General features: G+C 55.9%; 18 protein-coding genes. 3 read left to right on the forward strand and 15 right to left on the reverse strand.

Going from position 1 to position 17109, the window contains the following annotated elements:
• Positions 1-90: 90 nt before the first annotated feature.
• From ftsX to ftsY, 3 genes are all read right to left on the reverse strand, one after another.
• The gene (ftsX, locus tag K0I63_RS18685; RefSeq protein ID WP_220082001.1) at positions 91-1056 is read right to left on the reverse strand and encodes a permease-like cell division protein FtsX; all 966 of its coding nucleotides are present in this window, start codon (positions 1054-1056) and stop codon (positions 91-93) included.
• 14 nt (positions 1057-1070) lie between these two features.
• Positions 1071-1772 (reverse strand): cell division ATP-binding protein FtsE, encoded by a 702-nt coding sequence (gene ftsE / locus K0I63_RS18690; RefSeq protein WP_220079350.1) that lies wholly within the window; start codon positions 1770-1772, stop codon positions 1071-1073.
• A gap of 83 nt (positions 1773-1855) precedes the next feature.
• Positions 1856-3613: a signal recognition particle-docking protein FtsY gene (gene ftsY / locus K0I63_RS18695; protein WP_220082002.1), complete on the reverse strand. Its 1758-nt coding sequence runs from the start codon at positions 3611-3613 to the stop codon at positions 1856-1858.
• 248 nt (positions 3614-3861) lie between these two features.
• On the opposite strand from ftsY, the gene rsmD reads away from it, so the two are divergent.
• Together rsmD and K0I63_RS18705 are read left to right on the forward strand one after the other, a co-directional pair.
• Positions 3862-4449, forward strand: a complete 588-nt coding sequence (rsmD, locus tag K0I63_RS18700; protein ID WP_220082003.1) for a 16S rRNA (guanine(966)-N(2))-methyltransferase RsmD — start codon at positions 3862-3864, stop codon at positions 4447-4449.
• On the forward strand, positions 4449-4739 hold the full coding sequence (locus K0I63_RS18705) for a DUF1145 domain-containing protein (RefSeq protein ID WP_220082004.1): 291 nt from the start codon (positions 4449-4451) through the stop codon (positions 4737-4739). The genes rsmD and K0I63_RS18705 overlap by 1 nt, the downstream gene beginning before the upstream one ends.
• A 78-nt stretch (positions 4740-4817) precedes the next feature.
• Here K0I63_RS18705 and K0I63_RS18710 read toward each other — a convergent pair whose 3' ends face one another.
• The 12 genes from K0I63_RS18710 to gspC all read right to left on the reverse strand — a co-directional run bounded on the left by K0I63_RS18710 (position 4818) and on the right by gspC (position 16453).
• A complete protein-coding gene (locus tag K0I63_RS18710; protein ID WP_220043624.1) occupies positions 4818-5579 on the reverse strand; it encodes a type II secretion system protein N in 762 nt (253 codons plus the stop codon).
• Positions 5580-5599: 20 nt separating this feature from the next.
• The gene (locus tag K0I63_RS18715) at positions 5600-6076 is read right to left on the reverse strand and encodes a type II secretion system protein M (RefSeq protein ID WP_011867404.1); all 477 of its coding nucleotides are present in this window, start codon (positions 6074-6076) and stop codon (positions 5600-5602) included.
• Between the two features lies 1 nt (position 6077).
• Positions 6078-7268 (reverse strand): type II secretion system protein GspL, encoded by a 1191-nt coding sequence (gene gspL / locus K0I63_RS18720; protein ID WP_220082005.1) that lies wholly within the window; start codon positions 7266-7268, stop codon positions 6078-6080.
• An 84-nt stretch (positions 7269-7352) separates the two neighbouring features.
• Positions 7353-8351, reverse strand: a complete 999-nt coding sequence (gene gspK, locus K0I63_RS18725; RefSeq protein ID WP_220074029.1) for a type II secretion system minor pseudopilin GspK — start codon at positions 8349-8351, stop codon at positions 7353-7355.
• Complete coding sequence (gene gspJ / locus K0I63_RS18730) at positions 8344-9120, reverse strand: type II secretion system minor pseudopilin GspJ (RefSeq protein WP_220082006.1); 777 nt, start codon at positions 9118-9120, stop codon at positions 8344-8346. Before gspJ ends, gspK begins: the two co-directional genes overlap by 8 nt.
• Positions 9101-9505, reverse strand: a complete 405-nt coding sequence (gene gspI / locus K0I63_RS18735) for a type II secretion system minor pseudopilin GspI (protein ID WP_011867408.1) — start codon at positions 9503-9505, stop codon at positions 9101-9103. Before gspI ends, gspJ begins: the two co-directional genes overlap by 20 nt.
• Positions 9498-10076 carry a type II secretion system minor pseudopilin GspH gene (gene gspH / locus K0I63_RS18740; RefSeq protein ID WP_220082007.1) on the reverse strand — a complete coding sequence of 193 codons (579 nt, stop codon included), beginning with the start codon at positions 10074-10076 and terminating at the stop codon, positions 9498-9500. Before gspH ends, gspI begins: the two co-directional genes overlap by 8 nt.
• A gap of 20 nt (positions 10077-10096) precedes the next feature.
• Entirely contained in the window at positions 10097-10531 is a 435-nt protein-coding gene (gene gspG, locus K0I63_RS18745) for a type II secretion system major pseudopilin GspG (RefSeq protein ID WP_011867410.1), read from the reverse strand.
• A gap of 71 nt (positions 10532-10602) precedes the next feature.
• A complete protein-coding gene (gspF, locus tag K0I63_RS18750) occupies positions 10603-11823 on the reverse strand; it encodes a type II secretion system inner membrane protein GspF (RefSeq protein ID WP_220043629.1) in 1221 nt (406 codons plus the stop codon).
• Between the two features lie 2 nt (positions 11824-11825).
• Positions 11826-13397 carry a type II secretion system ATPase GspE gene (gene gspE, locus K0I63_RS18755; protein WP_258406905.1) on the reverse strand — a complete coding sequence of 524 codons (1572 nt, stop codon included), beginning with the start codon at positions 13395-13397 and terminating at the stop codon, positions 11826-11828.
• Entirely contained in the window at positions 13390-15513 is a 2124-nt protein-coding gene (gene gspD, locus K0I63_RS18760) for a type II secretion system secretin GspD (protein WP_220082008.1), read from the reverse strand. The genes gspE and gspD overlap by 8 nt, the downstream gene beginning before the upstream one ends.
• Positions 15514-15535: 22 nt before the next feature.
• Positions 15536-16453 carry a type II secretion system protein GspC gene (gene gspC, locus K0I63_RS18765; protein ID WP_220043631.1) on the reverse strand — a complete coding sequence of 306 codons (918 nt, stop codon included), beginning with the start codon at positions 16451-16453 and terminating at the stop codon, positions 15536-15538.
• 262 nt (positions 16454-16715) lie between these two features.
• Between gspC and hslR the strand changes: the two genes are divergently transcribed.
• Positions 16716-17108, forward strand: coding sequence for a ribosome-associated heat shock protein Hsp15 (gene hslR / locus K0I63_RS18770; RefSeq protein WP_011867415.1), 393 nt, complete (start codon positions 16716-16718; stop codon positions 17106-17108).
• The last annotated feature ends 1 nt before the right edge of the window (position 17109 follow it).

Below are 17109 nucleotides of genomic sequence, written 5' to 3' on the forward strand. Positions count from 1 at the left end.
AATTAGTTCATAAATTCCTGGGAGTCCAACGTCCAGGCCTGCCTATTTCTGCGGCGACAAATGCCAGGCTGAACCTGTGTGGCACAACCCCTAGGAAGGCTCAATCGCCCTCAGGTGTTGACGCACAGACAGGTAGGAACCTAACCAGCCGAGGAAGGAGGCTAAGAGTATCAACTCGCCCAGCTCGATCAGGGTCAGCGACTGCATCTCCAGCGTGCTGCCATAGAGGCCGAGCAGGCTCGCCAGGGCGCCGTCCAAATACCAGACCAGCAGATTGATGATCACCCAGGCCAGTACGCCGCCGATCACCCCAAACCAGATCCCGGTGTAGAGGAAGGGACGCTGAATAAAGGCCTCTGTGGCGCCCACCAGCTTCATCACCTCGATCTCGGTGCGACGGTTCATGATCGCTAAACGTATGGTGTTACCTATCACCAGCACCACGGCCAACACCAACAGGGCAGCGATGGCCATCACTGTGCGCTCCAGCAGCCTCACCACGGCCTGTAGACGCTCCAGCCACTCAATATCCAGGCGACCAAAGCTTACCTCTGGCTCTAGCTCTAACTTCTTTAGCAGCTCGCGGGCGCCATTAGGGCTTGCATACTTGATACTTGGGGTTACCGTGATCACCGCAGGTAGCGGGTTCTCATCCAGATAGGCCAGGGCCTCGCCAAAGCCTGACAGGCGCTGAAACTCCTCCAAGGCCTTGTCGCGGTCGATATAGCGAACGGCGCTCACCTCAGGATAGGCGCTGATACGGCTGATGAGGCTCTGTATGCTGCGCTCGCTGCGGCCCTCATCGATAAACAGGGAGATCTCGGCGGCGCTGTTCCAAGACTGAGTAATGGTCTCGGCATTCTTCACCAACACCTGCAGAGCCGCCGGCAGGCTAAGACTTACCCCCAGCACGGCCATAGTCATCAGTGAGGAGACGGGATTGCGCCACAACTCCCCCATGCTGCCCATGGCATGTTGAATGTGACGGATGAAAAACATCACGATACGACCGCTGATAGGCAGCTTACTGCGCACCAATTGAGGTTGCTGACTCATCTGACTCTCCTCAATTATTGGCCGAAGGCGCTGGCAGTTGTGTGAGTGCTCGCCAGCTCGTCACCGCCCAGGATACGCCCCTGTTTTAGGGTCAGGGTGCGATAACGCATTCTGGCTATCAGGCCCAGATCATGAGTGGCGATCAGCACGGTTGTGCCGGCATCGTTAAAGGTCTCGAAAAGGCGCAGGATATCCATGGACAACTTAGGATCCAGGTTACCCGTGGGCTCGTCGGCCAACAGCAGAGGCGGCTTGTTGACAATGGCGCGGGCGATCCCCACCCGTTGCTGCTCACCACCGGATAACATGATGGGATAGTGACGCTCCTTGCCATACAGGCCCACCATATCCAAGGCCGCCAGCACCCGCTTCTTGATCTCGTGCAGGGCGAAGCCCTCGATCACCAAAGGCAGGGCAATATTGTCGAAGACGCTGCGGTCCATCAGCAGGTGATGGTTTTGGAAGATCATGCCGATATCCCGGCGCAGGAAGGGGACATCCTTGGGGCGTATGTTAGCGATGTCATGGCCATTGATGGCGACACGGCCAGCGTTAGCCCGTTCGATCACTGTGATCAATTTAAGCAGGGTACTCTTGCCCGCCCCGGAGTGGCCGGTTAAAAACGCCATCTCACCGCGTTTCAGATGAAAACTCACGTCGGTGAGGGCCTTCTGACCACCGGGATAAACCTTGCTAACCTGCTCAAATCGAATCATAAGTACCCAATCTTAGATGCTGCAATAGTGTTTTGATGGACCAGCCGAAATCGGCTGGCCCTGGCTTTACGCCTAGCCGTTTGCTACTTGGCCTCATCCTCATGGCTGAACAGGGCGTCGATAAAGTCTTTCGCATCGAAAGTTCTTAGATCGTCAATCTGCTCACCGACACCTATGTGCCTAATTGGGATGCCAAATTTATCTGCGATGGCAAAGATCACCCCGCCCTTGGCCGTGCCATCGAGCTTGCTCATGGTGATACCCGTGACGCCAACCGCCTCTTTGAACAGCTGCGCCTGGCTAATGGCATTCTGACCCGTACTCGCATCCAGGGTCAACATCACCTCGTGAGGGGCGCTCTCATCTTGTTTCTTCATCACACGCACTACTTTCTTCAGCTCATCCATCAGATGGGCCTTGTTCTGTAGGCGTCCCGCCGTATCGGCGATCAAGATGTCTATCTTACGGGCACGCGCCGCCTGCAGCGCATCGAACAGTACCGAGGCGCTATCGGCGCCTGTGTGCTGGGCGATCACAGGAATATCGTTGCGTTGACCCCAGACCTGCAGCTGCTCGACGGCCGCGGCGCGGAAGGTATCACCCGCCGCCAACATCACCGACTTGCCCTGCTGTTGATACTGCTTGGCCAGCTTACCGATAGTGGTGGTCTTACCCACGCCGTTTACGCCGACCATAAGGATAACGAAGGGGCCTTCGCTGTTTTCCGGCACCAGAGGGATGCTCACCGGCTCCAGGGTCTTCTGCATCTCTTCACGCATCAGCTCATAGAGGGCCTCGCCATCTTTGAGCTGCTTACGGCTTGCCTGCTCGGTCAGGCTGGCGATCAGGCGACTGGTGGTTTCTACCCCCACATCGGCGATCAACAGCTGCTCTTCCAGCTCTTCGAATAGCTCATCATCAATCTTCTTGCCCTTGAACAGGCCGATGAAACCACTACCGATATTCTCGCTGGTGCGCTTCAGTCCGCGTTTAAGGCGAGCAAAGAAACCCTCTTTAGTCGGCTTCTGCTGCGGCTCGGGCTGTTGTTCAACCTGCTCCTCTTGCGCTGCCTGTTCTGCTTGCTCGGCGACTAGACGCTCCTGCTCTGCCTGCTCCTCTGCTAAACGCTCTTGCTCTGCCTGCTCGGCAGCAAGACGGGCATTCTCGGCTTCGACGCGGGCCTGCTCTTCAACTAGACGTTGCTGCTCAGCTTGTTCGGCTGCAAGGCGTTCTTGCTCAGCTTGTTCGGCTGCTAGGAGCTCACTCTCTGCTTCGAGACGGGCCTGCTCGGCAGCTTGACGAGCATTCTCCGCTTCGACGCGGGCCTGCTCCTCGGCGATGCGTTGCTGCTCAGCCTGCTCCGCAGCTAGACGCTCCTGCTCAGCTTGTTCGGCTGCAAGGCGCTCACTCTCTGCTTCAAGACGGGCCTGTTCGGCAGCTTGACGGGCATTTTCCGCTTCGACGCGGGCCTGCTCCTCGGCGATGCGTTGCTGCTCAGCCTCGACACGGGCCTGTTCGGCGGCCAGACGGGCATTCTCCGCTTCGACGCGGGCCTGCTCGGCGGCCAAACGGGCATTCTCCGCTTCGACGCGGGCCTGCTTCTCGGCTAGACGCTCTTGCTCTGCTTGCTCAGCAGCTAGACGCTCATTCTCTGCTTCGAGACGGGCCTGCTCCTCGGCTAGGCGTTCCTGCTCTGCCTGCTCGGCAGCCAGACGTGCATTCTCTTCTTCGACGCGAGCCTGTTCGGCTTCTGCCTGGGTCGAAACTTCTACTTCTGGTGCCGCCGCTTCCTGCTTAGATTTATCTTTGCGGAACCAAGAAAAAAAACCTTTTTTTGCCATGTGTAATACCAGTACTCAACTAACTGATTCAAAATTCGCTATAAAGTCGTTTTGCGCCCGTTATTATAACCAGATAGCTAGGCTATTGACGCAGAAAAACACGGCATTTTTTTCGCTAATGCCCCGGGCTTTACACCTTTTTATTATGCTTTACGTTAAAATAGCGACCTCAATTTAGCGCAACAGTCTAACACTTAATCTGGTCAGGCCAAATTCCGCTAAATGAATCCACAAAATACAGGTAGAAAATGGCAAGAAATCGACCCGCAAGCGGACAGGTGAGGATCATCGCCGGACAATGGCGTTCCAGAAAACTCCCGATCCAAGATCTCGAGGGGCTAAGGCCCACCACAGACAGAGTCAGGGAAACCCTGTTTAACTGGATCGCGGGGGATCTTCCCGGTGCCCGCGTGCTCGACTGCTTCGGCGGTAGCGGCGCCCTCTGCTTCGAGGCGCTCTCTCGCTACGCCAAGTACGCCAAGGTATTCGAGCTACAGGCCGGCGCGGCCAAACAGCTCAAACAGAATCTTGCCACCCTCAAATGCGACTGCGCCGAGGTGGTACAGGGCGACACCTTAGTGCAGCTCAAAACGCCGCCCGCCGAGGGCTTCGATGTGGTCTTCATCGATCCCCCCTTTCGCAAGGGGTTGGCCCAGGCCTGTATCGACGGCCTGAATGAGCAGGCATGGCTCAATGAGGATGCGCTGGTCTATGTGGAGACAGAGCGTGAGCATCCGCCGCTAAATTTGCCTGGCCACTGGCTCCCTCTCAAGGAGAAACAGGCCGGTCAGGTGACCTATCGTCTTTATCGCGTCGAGCGCCCGGAGGCTGAATAATGAAAATGATCATTCTTATCGGCAAGGGGATCACCCTGTTTGCCTGGGCCGTGATGCTCTACAACCTGTTTGTCCCGGCAGAAGGCAACATAGGCATGCTGCTGACGCTGCTACTTGGGATCACCCTGGTGATGCACGGCCTGCAGACGCTGATCTTTCGCACCCTGTTTAAGCCGCTGATGACCATAGGTTACGGCGATTACCTGAGTGTCATGCTGTTTGGCGTCTTCAGCCTGCTGGAATATCGCCAGCGTGTGATGCAGCAAGCCATCACCGACAATCAGGCCTAAACGCTGGTCTTTTGCTAAAGATTAGCAGTCATTAAAAAAGCCCCGTAGAGGGGCTTTTTTGTATCTTAATCTCAACCACTAGAGGCCGGGAACCCGCCCCTGATAGTTGATCGGGTAGTAGCCCTGGCTGTCGCGTTTACCGAGGAAGCTTAGCGCCTGCTTAAGATCGTCGGGCTGCGCCTCTGTCTCTTTGATCTTGGCGGTTACCTGCACCAGCTTGTCGGCCTTAAGCAGCGCATGGCCACTGAGGCCTAAGGCATTCATGCTGTCATCCGTCTGCACCTTGATGTTGCCATCGACGCAGCTCAGCGCCACGGCGACATCACCCAAAGGATACTTACCGAACTGATTATTCACCTGCAGCTGCTGGGCAAAGAGTTTACCCGTAAGCTGCTGACACCAGGGTACGCCCTGCTCCAGGTCTTGCAGCATCAGGCTGAAGTTGCCCCCCACCTGAGTACGAAACGGCAGACGCGCGTTACCCACCAGGAACTCGCTCGGCGCGTCGAAACGCACGCCGCTGGCATCGATACCAGACATGGACAGGCTCACGAAACCCTTACCATTTACGGCGGTGGCGCGGCTGCCCACCACGAAATCGATGTTAGCCCTGCCGGTCAGCAGGCCCCAGGGGCTCAACTGCCAGCTTACCTGCTCCAGGCGACGCTTCTGCAGCATTAAGCTATCAATCTCACCAGACCAGATGGTGCCTGAGATCCCAGAGGCGCTCACCTGCTTAGGCAGGGGCGCTAACTTAACCGCCAGACTCGCCGGAAACAGGGCGATCAGAAACACCAGATAGACGAAAACGCCGATAACAATTTTTTTCACTAGACTCACAAAAAACCCTTACTACTTTGTTACTGCGAGAACTGGATGCGACGCACCTTGACGAAGCCTTCGGTCTCACCATCGGCCAGATCGATATTCTCCAGGGAAAGCCCCTTCTGTTGTACCAGATCGCTCAGGTAATCCAAGAGCGAATCGAAGGGCACCTCGTCCATCCACACCTGGATCTTGTTACCCTGGGGCTGCATGCGGGTGATCTCCAGGCCATAGCTTTTGGCGCTCTGGGTCACCACGGCGCTGAGGCTACCGGAGAAGCCCTTCTTACCGCCAGACTGCTTGAGACCGGCTATCTTGTTGGCCGTCTGCTTCACATAGTTGAGCGTGCTCTCCTGAGCCGTCAGGTTGCGCTGGGCATCCTCTTCGGCCTGGCTGATAGGCGTCCAGATCCCCCAGTAGAAGATGCCGAGCACCAACACTATGGCGCAAGCCGCCACGAGCTGCTGCTCGCGCAACACTAAGCCATTCCACCACGTCTTAATGTTGTCCATCTTACTTGCTCCTCAGGGTTAAGGTACTGGTCACTTCATCTTCGCCGCTGTTCATGGCGCCAGAATCCACCTGGAAGTGAGGCGAGATCAGCTCCTTAAACTGTTCGATCTGGGCATAGCTCTTGGCGGTGATCTGCATGCGCAGCTCGTTACGACCACCGTCGAAACGCAGACTGGTCGGCTTGAGCTCAGGCACCTTATCGAAACCAACGGCAAGATCGTCGAGCATGGTGAAGAAGGCCATGCCGCCACCCGTCCCTTGCAGTGTGCGTAGCTGACTCTCCATCTGCGAGCGCACGTTCACCATGCGCGAGCTGCCCATCACCTGCTTGAAGATCTCGCCCGTCTGCTGCTGCAGGCCCTCACGCTCGACATTCAGCTGATGAATATTGAGTCCCTTGTTGACCAGAGCCAACACCAGGGCCACCAGGATGACGATGGCAGCGTTACGCCATAGCAGCAGATGCTTGCTGTATTCGCGCTTAGGGGTATAGATACCGCTGAGCAGGTTTAGTGGCGCGTTGAGGATCCCCTTGGCCAACACCAACATAGGCAGATCCAGCGGCTGAGGCTTGACCTCGACCCCTTGAATATCCAGATCGCTGTAGCTCGCCAGGGTGATTGGCGTCTCTTCCTGGGCCTCGGCGAGTCTTGGCAGAGCGGCCTGGAACCAGCTGGCATCCAGGCTGACGCCGCTACCCGTGCTGGTACGCAGCAGGTAATCTGGGCCAAATTTCATCGCCGCCCACTGGCATTCCTGTAGCGGCAGCGCCAAACAGTCGGGCACCAGTTGACGCGCCTTGATACCGGCCTCGCTCAACCAAGAGAGCCAGGTCTGCATCTGCTCGTGAGCCACCACGGCAACACTCAGAGACTCGCCATTACGCGGGCCAGGGACAAAATGCAGTTCATCGACATTCTCGGCCAGGGTCTCTTCCAGCATGAAAGGCAGAGCCTTAAGCGCCTGACGCTGGCCCTTTTCCGGTAGCTGCACCGAGGTGAGGGTAATGGCAGAGGCGGGCACCAGAATATCCACCGGACGGTTGCCGGCGCGCTCGGTCAGGGTCGACAGCCCCTGGGCGTCGCTCAGCTCTCCCGAGGCGATGATCTCCTGCTCTTGCTCCGACCATACCAGCCAAGAGCAGCTCTGCTCCGCGCTTCTTCCTAATCGGATAAATAATCTTTCACTCAATGTCTTTCTCCACAAGTCTCATTAAGTTGCTCTCGATGAGCTTGTCCTTTTATTAGCCTAGACGAGCGCTGCTCACCTAAGTGATTATTTTTGGCCGCCATATTGACGGGTCAAGACGTCCAGCTGGTTGTTACCGCCCACACGTAATACACTTTGCATCCTAAAGGTGGCGCTATCAACCTTAGCGCCCGCCTCCAGCAGAAAATACTTACTCTTGAGGCTAAAGCTCGATTCCAGATTTTTGTCCTGGCGCAGCCCTGAGATAGAACCATTAGACCAGAAGTCATCCAGGCTGTCATAGCCGTCGCCCGGTCGCTGATTAATGATGCTTTCGGCCTCGCCCACACTGATCTTATTGTCAAACATGCCCGCCAGCAGCGCCGCCTGCTCCACCTCTATGGTGTTGACGTTCAGCACCTGGCGGTCATAGCCGGGGATGACGCAGATATAGGGCGCCAACTTGAGGTAGACCTCCTGGCTAAAGCCGATCACCGCCCGCAGCTCGCTGCGATGGCTCATCAGGGTGTTAGCCGCCCGGTAAGGCACGGTGCGCGACTCATAGTCGGCATCTTCGGCGCCGAACGGGCTGGCGACCGTATCCTCATCGATATAATCTTTCAGCGTATGGGTCAGACGCTCGGCGGAGAAGTCATCCATCCCCAGCGCCACCAACAGCCCCTTAAATTGTACCGCCGGCAGCGGCAGCTTGGGCTGGCCGTTTTCCACCTCTGTGGTCTCGATCGCCAGGGCATTTAGGTTAAAACAGGCCTGTAGATCGCTGATACGACCGCCTATCTCACCCTGCTCAGCGGGAAACACCACATCGGCCTGGGCCCAATATTGCTGACGATGCACCTTGCCCTCATCGGCATCATCCAAATCTTGTTTCAACACCTTCTTGGCCAACTCTTCGGCCGAGATCGCATACCAATAGGCTTGATCATACTGCGCCAGGTTGATGGTGCGGCGCACCGAGATCTGGTTACGGCTGTTGATGTTGGTGGCTATGATGGCGATCATGGCCACGATCAACAAGACGACAATCAGCGCGACCCCACGCTGCTTTCCTGGCAAGTTACCCATTTTCATCTTCCTCGCCATCGGAACCGCCATCTTTACCTCCGTCGCTGTTGCCGCCGGAGTTGTTGCCGTTGTTATTGCCGCCGTTATTACCCTTGTTGTTACCGTTGTTATTACCGTTATTATTACCTGAGTTCTCTTCGCTATCTTTAGTCAGGGTCGCTCCCAAAGGTAATAGGAACTTGCGCTGTACTTTACCCAGGCCTTCCACCTCAATTTCCATGGCGATCGCCTTGGGCAGGCTAGTAGCATCAAACTTACGCTGCCACTTGTCCTCGACATAGAAGGAATACTCCACCGACAGGACGTTTTTAATCACCACAGTCTTAATCGGCTCGGCGCCAAACTCCGGCTCGGGATAGGGAAAATACCAACGCTCCAGGTTATTTTCCTGTACCACATAGGCCACCGACTGCAGGCTGCCCCGGGGCAAGAGCCCGTCAGGATTCAACCAGCCGATACGATAGAAGACGATGGCCTCAGACTCTGAATCAAATAGATCTTTACCGGTCTGAATCACGGTCGAGCCACGCCCGCCTTCTAACAGACGTGGAGTTCGGGCCACCATCTGACCAAAATCCCGCTCCAGGGCACCGAAGCCCTGTTGCAACGACTTGAGTCGCTGGGCAAACTCGGCGGTGACCTCATCGTTTTTCATTACTGTGCTGAGCACGGCATTCGCCGCCAACCCCAGCATGGCAAAGATGGCGATGGCGATCAGCATCTCCAGCAGGGTAAAGCCCTGTGCCCGCTTAGTCTTGCTTAAGCACATAACTGCTCACCTGGGCGATGATGCGCTTATAGCGCTCATCGTCACTGACACTGATGCGTATCATTCGAAAATTATCATCTGTGGTTTTCACCACCTCTTTGCGCCAATACCACTCTTTTCCCGCCAGTTCGACGCTGCCGTCTTTACGGCCGAGATCCGGGAATTTCTTCTCCAGGCGGGCATCCACCATCTGGTTGCTGGCCACCCACTGGGCCAGGGTGCGCTCCTCGAGGATCGGCATGTTGGCCATCTGCTCACCCAGGCTCTTGGTGATGGAGACGGCGGCGATGGCAAACACCATGAGGGCCACGATCACCTCGAGCAGGGTCATGCCGGCGCTGCGGTGTCTGCCCTTGAGATTCAGGCCTAGCCTGCGCTTACTCATCGAATCCATCCTTTCTGCCCAGGGTCAGGCGGCCTAAGGCATCGCCAACCACCAGGGCCTCAATCTCCTGGCCACGCTCATCTTTACCGACGAAGGTCAGCTCGAAGACGCTCATCTCGCCGCTGGGAAACAGCAGCACCTGAGGTTCGGGAAACTTTTTCTTTTCATCTTCGCTACGCTCGATAAGCGGCTCATCGAACCAGGATTCATCCTCTTCATCTTCCTGAGTCAGGGGCAGACCGTCGAGCACCAGATGCATCTCGACCCCAGGCTCCATCTCTTTGGCCGCCAGCAGACGATCTTGCTGCAGCGGCTTCCATTTGCCCTCATCGTAGACGACAAACTCGTAGCGCTGCTTATCGATGACGATGCCAATGAAATGACCGCTGAGTATGGTCTCATCCAACACCAGCTCGGTGGCCGCCATAAACTGGCGCGCCGTGCGCTCCAGCGCCTTGTGTTGGTCGGCGCCGCTCGTAGTATATGTCACCGCGGCGGCAGCCAATCCCATCAGCAAGACGACCAGCAGGACCTCTAGCAGGGTGAAACCGAATTGGCGGACGCCACGCATAAACAGACTCGTCTTAAGGCTTATTGGAAATCTTGCAGATTCCAGTTACCGATATCGTCTTCGGTACCCGGTTGACCGTCAGGACCGGCACTGAAGATGTCGATCTTACCCTGCTCGCCTGGGCTCAATAGCAGGTAATCGTTACGCCATGGATCCTGTGGCAGACGCTTCACATAGCCGTCGGCGCGGTAGTTGCGCGGCTCGGGTGAGATAGTCGGCTTCTGTACCAGGGCTTCGAGGCCCTGTTCTGTTGTCGGATAGACGCTGTTGTCCAGACGATACATGTCCAAGGCATTTTCCAGTGCAACAATGTCAGATACCGCCTTTTGGATGTCGGCTTTATCTTTGTTGCCCATAAGGTTAGGCACAACCATAGAAGCAAGGATCCCTAAGATAACGATAACCACCATAACTTCCAGTAGGGTAAAACCTTTTTGCTTGTTTCTTGCTTGCATTAATACTTCCTCTATAAAAAATGCCCTAACATCTGCGGCTAGGACGGCAGTTGGTGATAAACGCCTGGGCGTTAACCACTAATCATGTTGTTGAGTTCTAAGATCGGCTGCAGAATCGCCAGGACGATAAACAGCACCACGGCCGCCATGCTGACCACCAGCATGGGCTCGAACACCCCAAGGGCGATGTTGACGTTAGACTCAAATTCTCTGTCTTGGTTGTCGGCGGCGCGCTCAAGCATCTGCTCCAGCTGACCACTCTTTTCACCCGAGGTGATCATATAGAGCATCATTGGGGGAAAAAGTTTAGTATTGGCAAGCGCCGCGCCTAGGCTAGTCCCTTCACGTACCCTGGCCGTGGCCTCCTCGACCGCCGCCCGTACCCGGACATTCATCAAGACCTCGCTGGCGATACGCATGGCATCGAGCAGAGGAACCGAACTGGCAGTAAGGATACTCAGGGTGCGTGCAAAACGCGCCGTATTCAAGCCCTTACTCACCCGGCCGACAACCGGCATCTTTAATATTGCGCTATCGTACTTCATCCGGTTGGCCGCGCTGCGCAGCAGCTGCTTGGCACCCACCACTAAAGCGATGATGACGCCTATGACGATCAGGCCATAGTCGCGAACAAAATCCGATGAGGCGATCAAAAACTGTGTGGTCCAGGGCAGTTCCTGACCCATATGCTCGAACTGACCCACCACCTGAGGCACCACGGCGGCCAGCAGGATGGCGATCACACTGATGGCGACCAGGGTCAAGACGATAGGATAGATCATCGCCTGGGTCATCTTGCCCTTGAGCTGCTGACGACGCTCGGTATAGTCGGCGAGGCGGTTGAGCACCACCTCGAGATGGCCCGATTTCTCACCCGAGGCAACCATGGCCCGGTAGAGATCGTCGAAGATATGGGGAAATTCGGCCATGGAATCGGCCAGGCTGTAACCCTCAACCACGCGAGAGCGCACCGCCATCACCATGCTGGCGAGACGATCCTTTTCACACTGCTGCCCCACGGCCTTGAGGGCCTCTTCCACCGGCAGGCCGGCCGCCACCAGGGTGGCGATCTGCCGGGTGATCAGTGCCAGCTCGGCGACCGAGATGCCGCGCTTGAAGCTGAAACCGCCGCTCTTTGCCTTGGCTTCCTTCTCGACCACGGGAGTGATCTCCAGCGGCATCAGACGCAGCTCGCGCAGTTGCCCCCTGGCATGACGAGCCGTGTCTGCCTCGACAACCCCTTTCTGCTGTTTGCCCTGGGCGTTTAACGCCTTGTACTCAAATGCTGGCATGGCTACTCCTCGCGAGTGACGCGCAGCACTTCTTCCAGCGTAGTCACCCCGGCGAGGACTTTGATCATGCCGTCATGGCGAATGCTAGGTACCGTCTTACGAATATGCTTCTCGATGGCCAGTTCGCCGCGACCCGTGTGGATCAGCTCGCGTACATAGTCGTCCACCAACAGCAGCTCGTGAATACCAGTACGGCCACGGTAGCCATTGTGGCCACAGGCCGAACAGCCGATCGCCCGGTAGATGGTGCGTGGATCATCTTCGCTGATCCCGAGCAGCTCGCGCTCACGCAGGTCCGGCGTGTGCTCTGTCTTACAACTAGGGCACAGAGTACGGATCAGGCGCTGCGCCAGCACCCCTAGCAGACTCGAGGAGACCAAGAAGGGCTCGACGCCCATGTCCTGCAGACGCGTGATAGCGCCCGAGGCGGTATTGGTATGCAGGGTGGAGATCACCAGGTGACCCGTTAGCGAGGCCTGCACCGCGATCTGCGCGGTTTCCAGGTCACGGATCTCACCTATCATCACCACATCCGGGTCTTGACGCAGTATGGCCCTCAGGCCACGGGCGAAGGTCATGTCGACCTTGGTATTGACCTGGGTCTGGCCTATGCCGGGCAGTTCATATTCAATCGGGTCTTCGACGGTCAAAATGTTAGTGTCGATGGCATTGATCTCGGTCAGACCCGCATACAGGGTGGTACTCTTACCCGAACCTGTAGGACCTGTAACCAGGATGATGCCATGGGGCTTACGGATCAGTTCGTCGAACTGATGACGTATCTCATCTGTCATCCCCAGCTGTTTAAGATCCAGGTTGCCGGCATTCTTATCCAGCAGACGCAGCACCACGCGCTCGCCGTGGCTAGAAGGCATGGTCGAGACACGCACGTCCACCGCACGACCGGCGATACGCAGCGAGATGCGGCCATCCTGCGGCACCCGCTTCTCGGCGATATCCAGACGCGCCATTACCTTGATACGCGAAACCAATAGCGAGGAGAGCTTACGATTGGGTTTGAGCACCTCTTTGAGCACGCCGTCGACGCGGAAACGCACCACCAGCTGCTTCTCGTAGGTCTCGATATGAATATCCGAGGCTTCCTCTTTGATCGCCTCTGACAGGAGCGCGTTGATCAGCTTGATGATAGGTGCATCGTCGTCACCCTCAAGCAGATCCTCTGTCTGTGGCAGCTCCTCGGCCAGGGTAAACAGATCCATCTCGTTGCCGATATCTTCCATCAGCTGCTGCGCCTCGGAAGAGTTGGCCTGATAGACCTGAGTCAGCTTGGCCTCGAACACAGAGGGCTCCAGCTGAGCCAGTGCCAGCTCTTTTCCTGTGTAACGGCGCACCTCCAACATAGCGTCGATAGGCGTGTTGACTGTGTGGTACAGGGTTAATCCGGCTTTGTCGTCCTTCTCCAGCACCAACTCGAACCTGTGGGCGAAGGCGAAGGGCAGACGATCCCGGCTGCTTGAGTGAAATACCTCATCGGATTCGGCCTCCGAGGCTAACCCGAGTTCACTCGTTACCTGGGCCAGTTCCTCGTTTTGCGTGGCTTGGATATCACTCATCTTGCTTATCTTGCTGCTTGTTTTCGTTGATCTGTTTCAGCGCAGGATCGGTTTCACGCATCTTGGTATCTAACCCCTTGCGATCCTTATAACGCTGCAGTACTTCGTTAACTTCAGGCGGCAGGTACTCTTCCTGATTCCACTCTTCCAGGATAGGCACGCTGGTATTTGGCATCAGGTTCACGCCACGTTCCTGCTGCTCGAGCTGCAGGGCACGGAAGTAGTTGTACTTACGACCGGCAATGCCTTCCATGGTCACGCCATCGCGTATGATGGTTGGCTTGATGAAGACCATAAGGTTTTTCTTCTTCTTACCGCTAGAAGAAGACTTAAACAGGTGACCTAGGATAGGAATATCACCGAGGAAAGGCACCTTCTGCACGCTCTCCTGCACCTCTTCGTTGATCAGACCACCCAGCACCACGATCTGGCCTGAATCGGCCATCACAGTAGTCGTCAGACGACGGGTCGCGAAGGTCACGTCGACCCCAGTCTTACCATTGATGCCTGAGACTTCCTGCTCAATGGTGAGCTTAACCGTAGTGCCTTCGTTGATCTGTGGCACAACCTTTAACTTCACGCCCACTTCCTTACGCTCAACCGTCTGGAAGGGGTTGCTGTTACCATTGCTGGAGTTTTGGCTACCTGTCAGCACAGGCACCTCATCACCCACGATGAAGGAGGCTTCCTGGTTATCCAGGGTAGTGATAGAAGGGGTTGCCAGCACGTTCGACTTGGTATCGCTCGATACCGCCTGGATCAGGGCGCCGAAGTCACCCATGGCCACGCCCCAGGCCATACCGTTCACCTTGCCCAGCGCCTGCGCCAGCAGGGTGATGTCACCTTTGGTATCCGGATTCTTGGTACAGGTCTGATTATCACCTGCCCCCGAACATGTTTGCGATGCTTTCTGATCTTGTGCCTGCCAGATACCGGCACCGATCTCGCCGATGGTGGGGCCTAGGTTATTAAACTGAGTACCGCCACCGGCCTCTGTGGCCCACTGCACACCAAAACCGACATCGTCACCCTCGGCGACCTCGACGATAATGGCTTCCACCAATACTTGCGCGCGGCGAATATCCAGCTGGTTGATGACACTCTCAAGGGTGCGCATCTGGTCCGGCTCGGCGCTGATCACCAGGGCGTTGGTGTCTGGATGAGCCATGATGTTAATTTCGTTGCGGCGCTTGCTGCGGCCACCCTGGGCCTGACCGCCCTCCTGATCTTTGGCCAGCTTCTCGGCAAAGCCGGTCAGCACTTCCACTAAGTCTTCGGCCTTGGCATAACGCAGGTAACGCACCTTGGTATTACCTGTGGTCGCCTGCTCGGCATCTAACTTCTTAATCAGGGCCACCACGCGCTGACGACTCTTCTCATCACCGCTGACGATCACGGCGTTGGTACGCTCGTCGGCAACCACCTTAGGCGCCTGACCAGGCAGCTGGGATTGGTTGGCGCTGGCGCGATACAGGGTGTCGATAATGCGCACCATCTCGCCGGCAGAGGCATATTCCAGCGGCACGACCTGCACCTCGGTATCGCCCTGCTTATCGACGCGGCGGACAATTTCCACCAGCTTGTTCACCACGGCCGCACGGCCGGAGATCATCAAGACATTTGACGGGTCATAGTTAACCACGTTACCGCCACCAGCGTTGTCGTTTAGCTGACGCAGCAAGGGGGCAAGCTGTTTTGCCTCTGTGTTATAGAGCGCGACGATGCGGGTCACCATCTCATCGCCAAGGCCAGGGGTGCTGTCGTCGGCGACGCGGATCGCCGAGGTCTTGGCGTCTTTGTCCTTGATCACCTTGATGATGTTGTTGTCCATCTCGACCACGGCGTAGCCATAGACCTGCAACACGTTAAGGAAGAACTGATAATACTGCTCGTCGTTGAGCAGATCGTAACTGCGTACGTTGATCTTGCCGCGTACGGTTGGGTCGACGATGATAGTCCGGTTCAGGTTCTTACCAACTATGTTGATAAATTCCTGAATGTCAGTGCCCTTGAAATTAGCCGCGTATTGTTCCGACCACGCCACTTGTGGCGCTAACAGCGAGGCGCCCATCACGACGCTCGCGATAAGATTGCGGCGCATTTTCTTGTTGTTCATTAATGACTTCCCCTAACCCTTTTTATTGCGGCAAACTAAACATGATCTCAACCAGCTGACCCTCTCTTTCAACCATCAGAGAAATTTCGGTCAATTCTGGCAACTGCGCCATCACTTCCAATGCTTGGCTCATATCAGTCAGATCATAGCCGTTCATTGATTTTGCTAAATCGTTGGCCTTAAAGCCAGCCTGTTCAAATAATTGTCTGTCCTTGCCCGGATTCAGGCGATATCCCTGCAGCTCGCCGCCGACATTGACCGGTGAGATGGCAAGGTAATCTGTGATCTTGCTGGGGTCTTCCAGCAGGGCGTCGCGCGACTCTTCCAGCTCTTTAGAGACGGCGCTGTTGCTACGTTTGTCTATGGTGCGTACATCGCGAGAGGAACGCGCCTCTTGCAACTGGCTATTGGCGGCGCCCTGGGTCTCATACTTGAGACCGTCGAGCATCAGTGTCTCGTAGCGACCACTGTTGGAGATGATGATGCGATCGGCATACACCTCTTTAAGCGAGGCTGAGGTGCCCTTGATCTTATCGCCCAGGCTATAGGTGTTCTGACTGCCGCTGGACTCGATCACCGCCAGCCCATGTTGCTCTGCAGTCGAGGCCACCACGCCGGTCAACTGAATTGACAGCGAGGTCTTAGGGGCATCGGTGATCTTCTCTTCCACCACGGGCTTAGGCTTATCCGAATTAGGATCCGCCTTACCGAAGAGAGCTAATTCCTGCAGCGTAGAGACATTCACCTGAGACGATGACTGGCTGCTGGAGACAGGGGTCGCCTGCCATTTTTGTGGGGTTTCTGCGACGGGCACCAACTTCCATGTGATCTGCGCCAAAAGATAGATAGCGGTAATCAAACCGAGCCAGAATACGGCCGAACTCAGAGGCTTCTGCGGCACGGCAGAGGCCTTAGATATTACTTTGTCTAATAAATCCATATTATTGTGGACCCTCTTTGCAGGCCTCTAATCTGATTATGATAATTTCCTAGCTGTGGCTCATGCTAACCTACACAGCTAATCGCAACAAGCCCATAACAGTCTCTTTATTGGCCTATAGAGCCGATTTATGCTAACTTTACGCGCCTAAAAAGGGTGTGAGGTCTGTCGCTATCTCATCTGTTGGCTAACGACAAGTATGGACTATTTTTTCAGCCTGTGAGCTTGCACATCTTTATACACCTAAGGAGACCTGATCACCATGACCTCAGAGAAAGAGCTTGGCGTTCGGCTCGACAAGTGGCTGTGGGCCGCCCGCTTCTATAAGACGCGTGCAATCGCCAAAGAGATGATCAACGGCGGTAAGGTGCACTACAATGGCCAGCGCACTAAGTCGAGTAAGCTAGCCGAAGTCGATGCCGTGATTAGATTACGACAAGGATATGACGAAAAAGAGATCGTCATAAAAAAATTATCCGAGCAGCGCCAGAAGGCGGTGGTCGCCCAAACCTTATATGAAGAGACGCCAGAAAGCATAGCCAAACGCGAGACCTATGCCGAGGCAAGACGCTTGAATGTGCTCAACAATCCCGCGCCGGATACCAAGCCAGACAAGAAACAGCGTCGCCAACTAATACGCTTTAAAGAAAGCTAAC

The sequence above is a fragment of the Shewanella rhizosphaerae genome (assembly GCF_019457655.1).
Classification (GTDB): domain Bacteria; phylum Pseudomonadota; class Gammaproteobacteria; order Enterobacterales; family Shewanellaceae; genus Shewanella; species Shewanella loihica.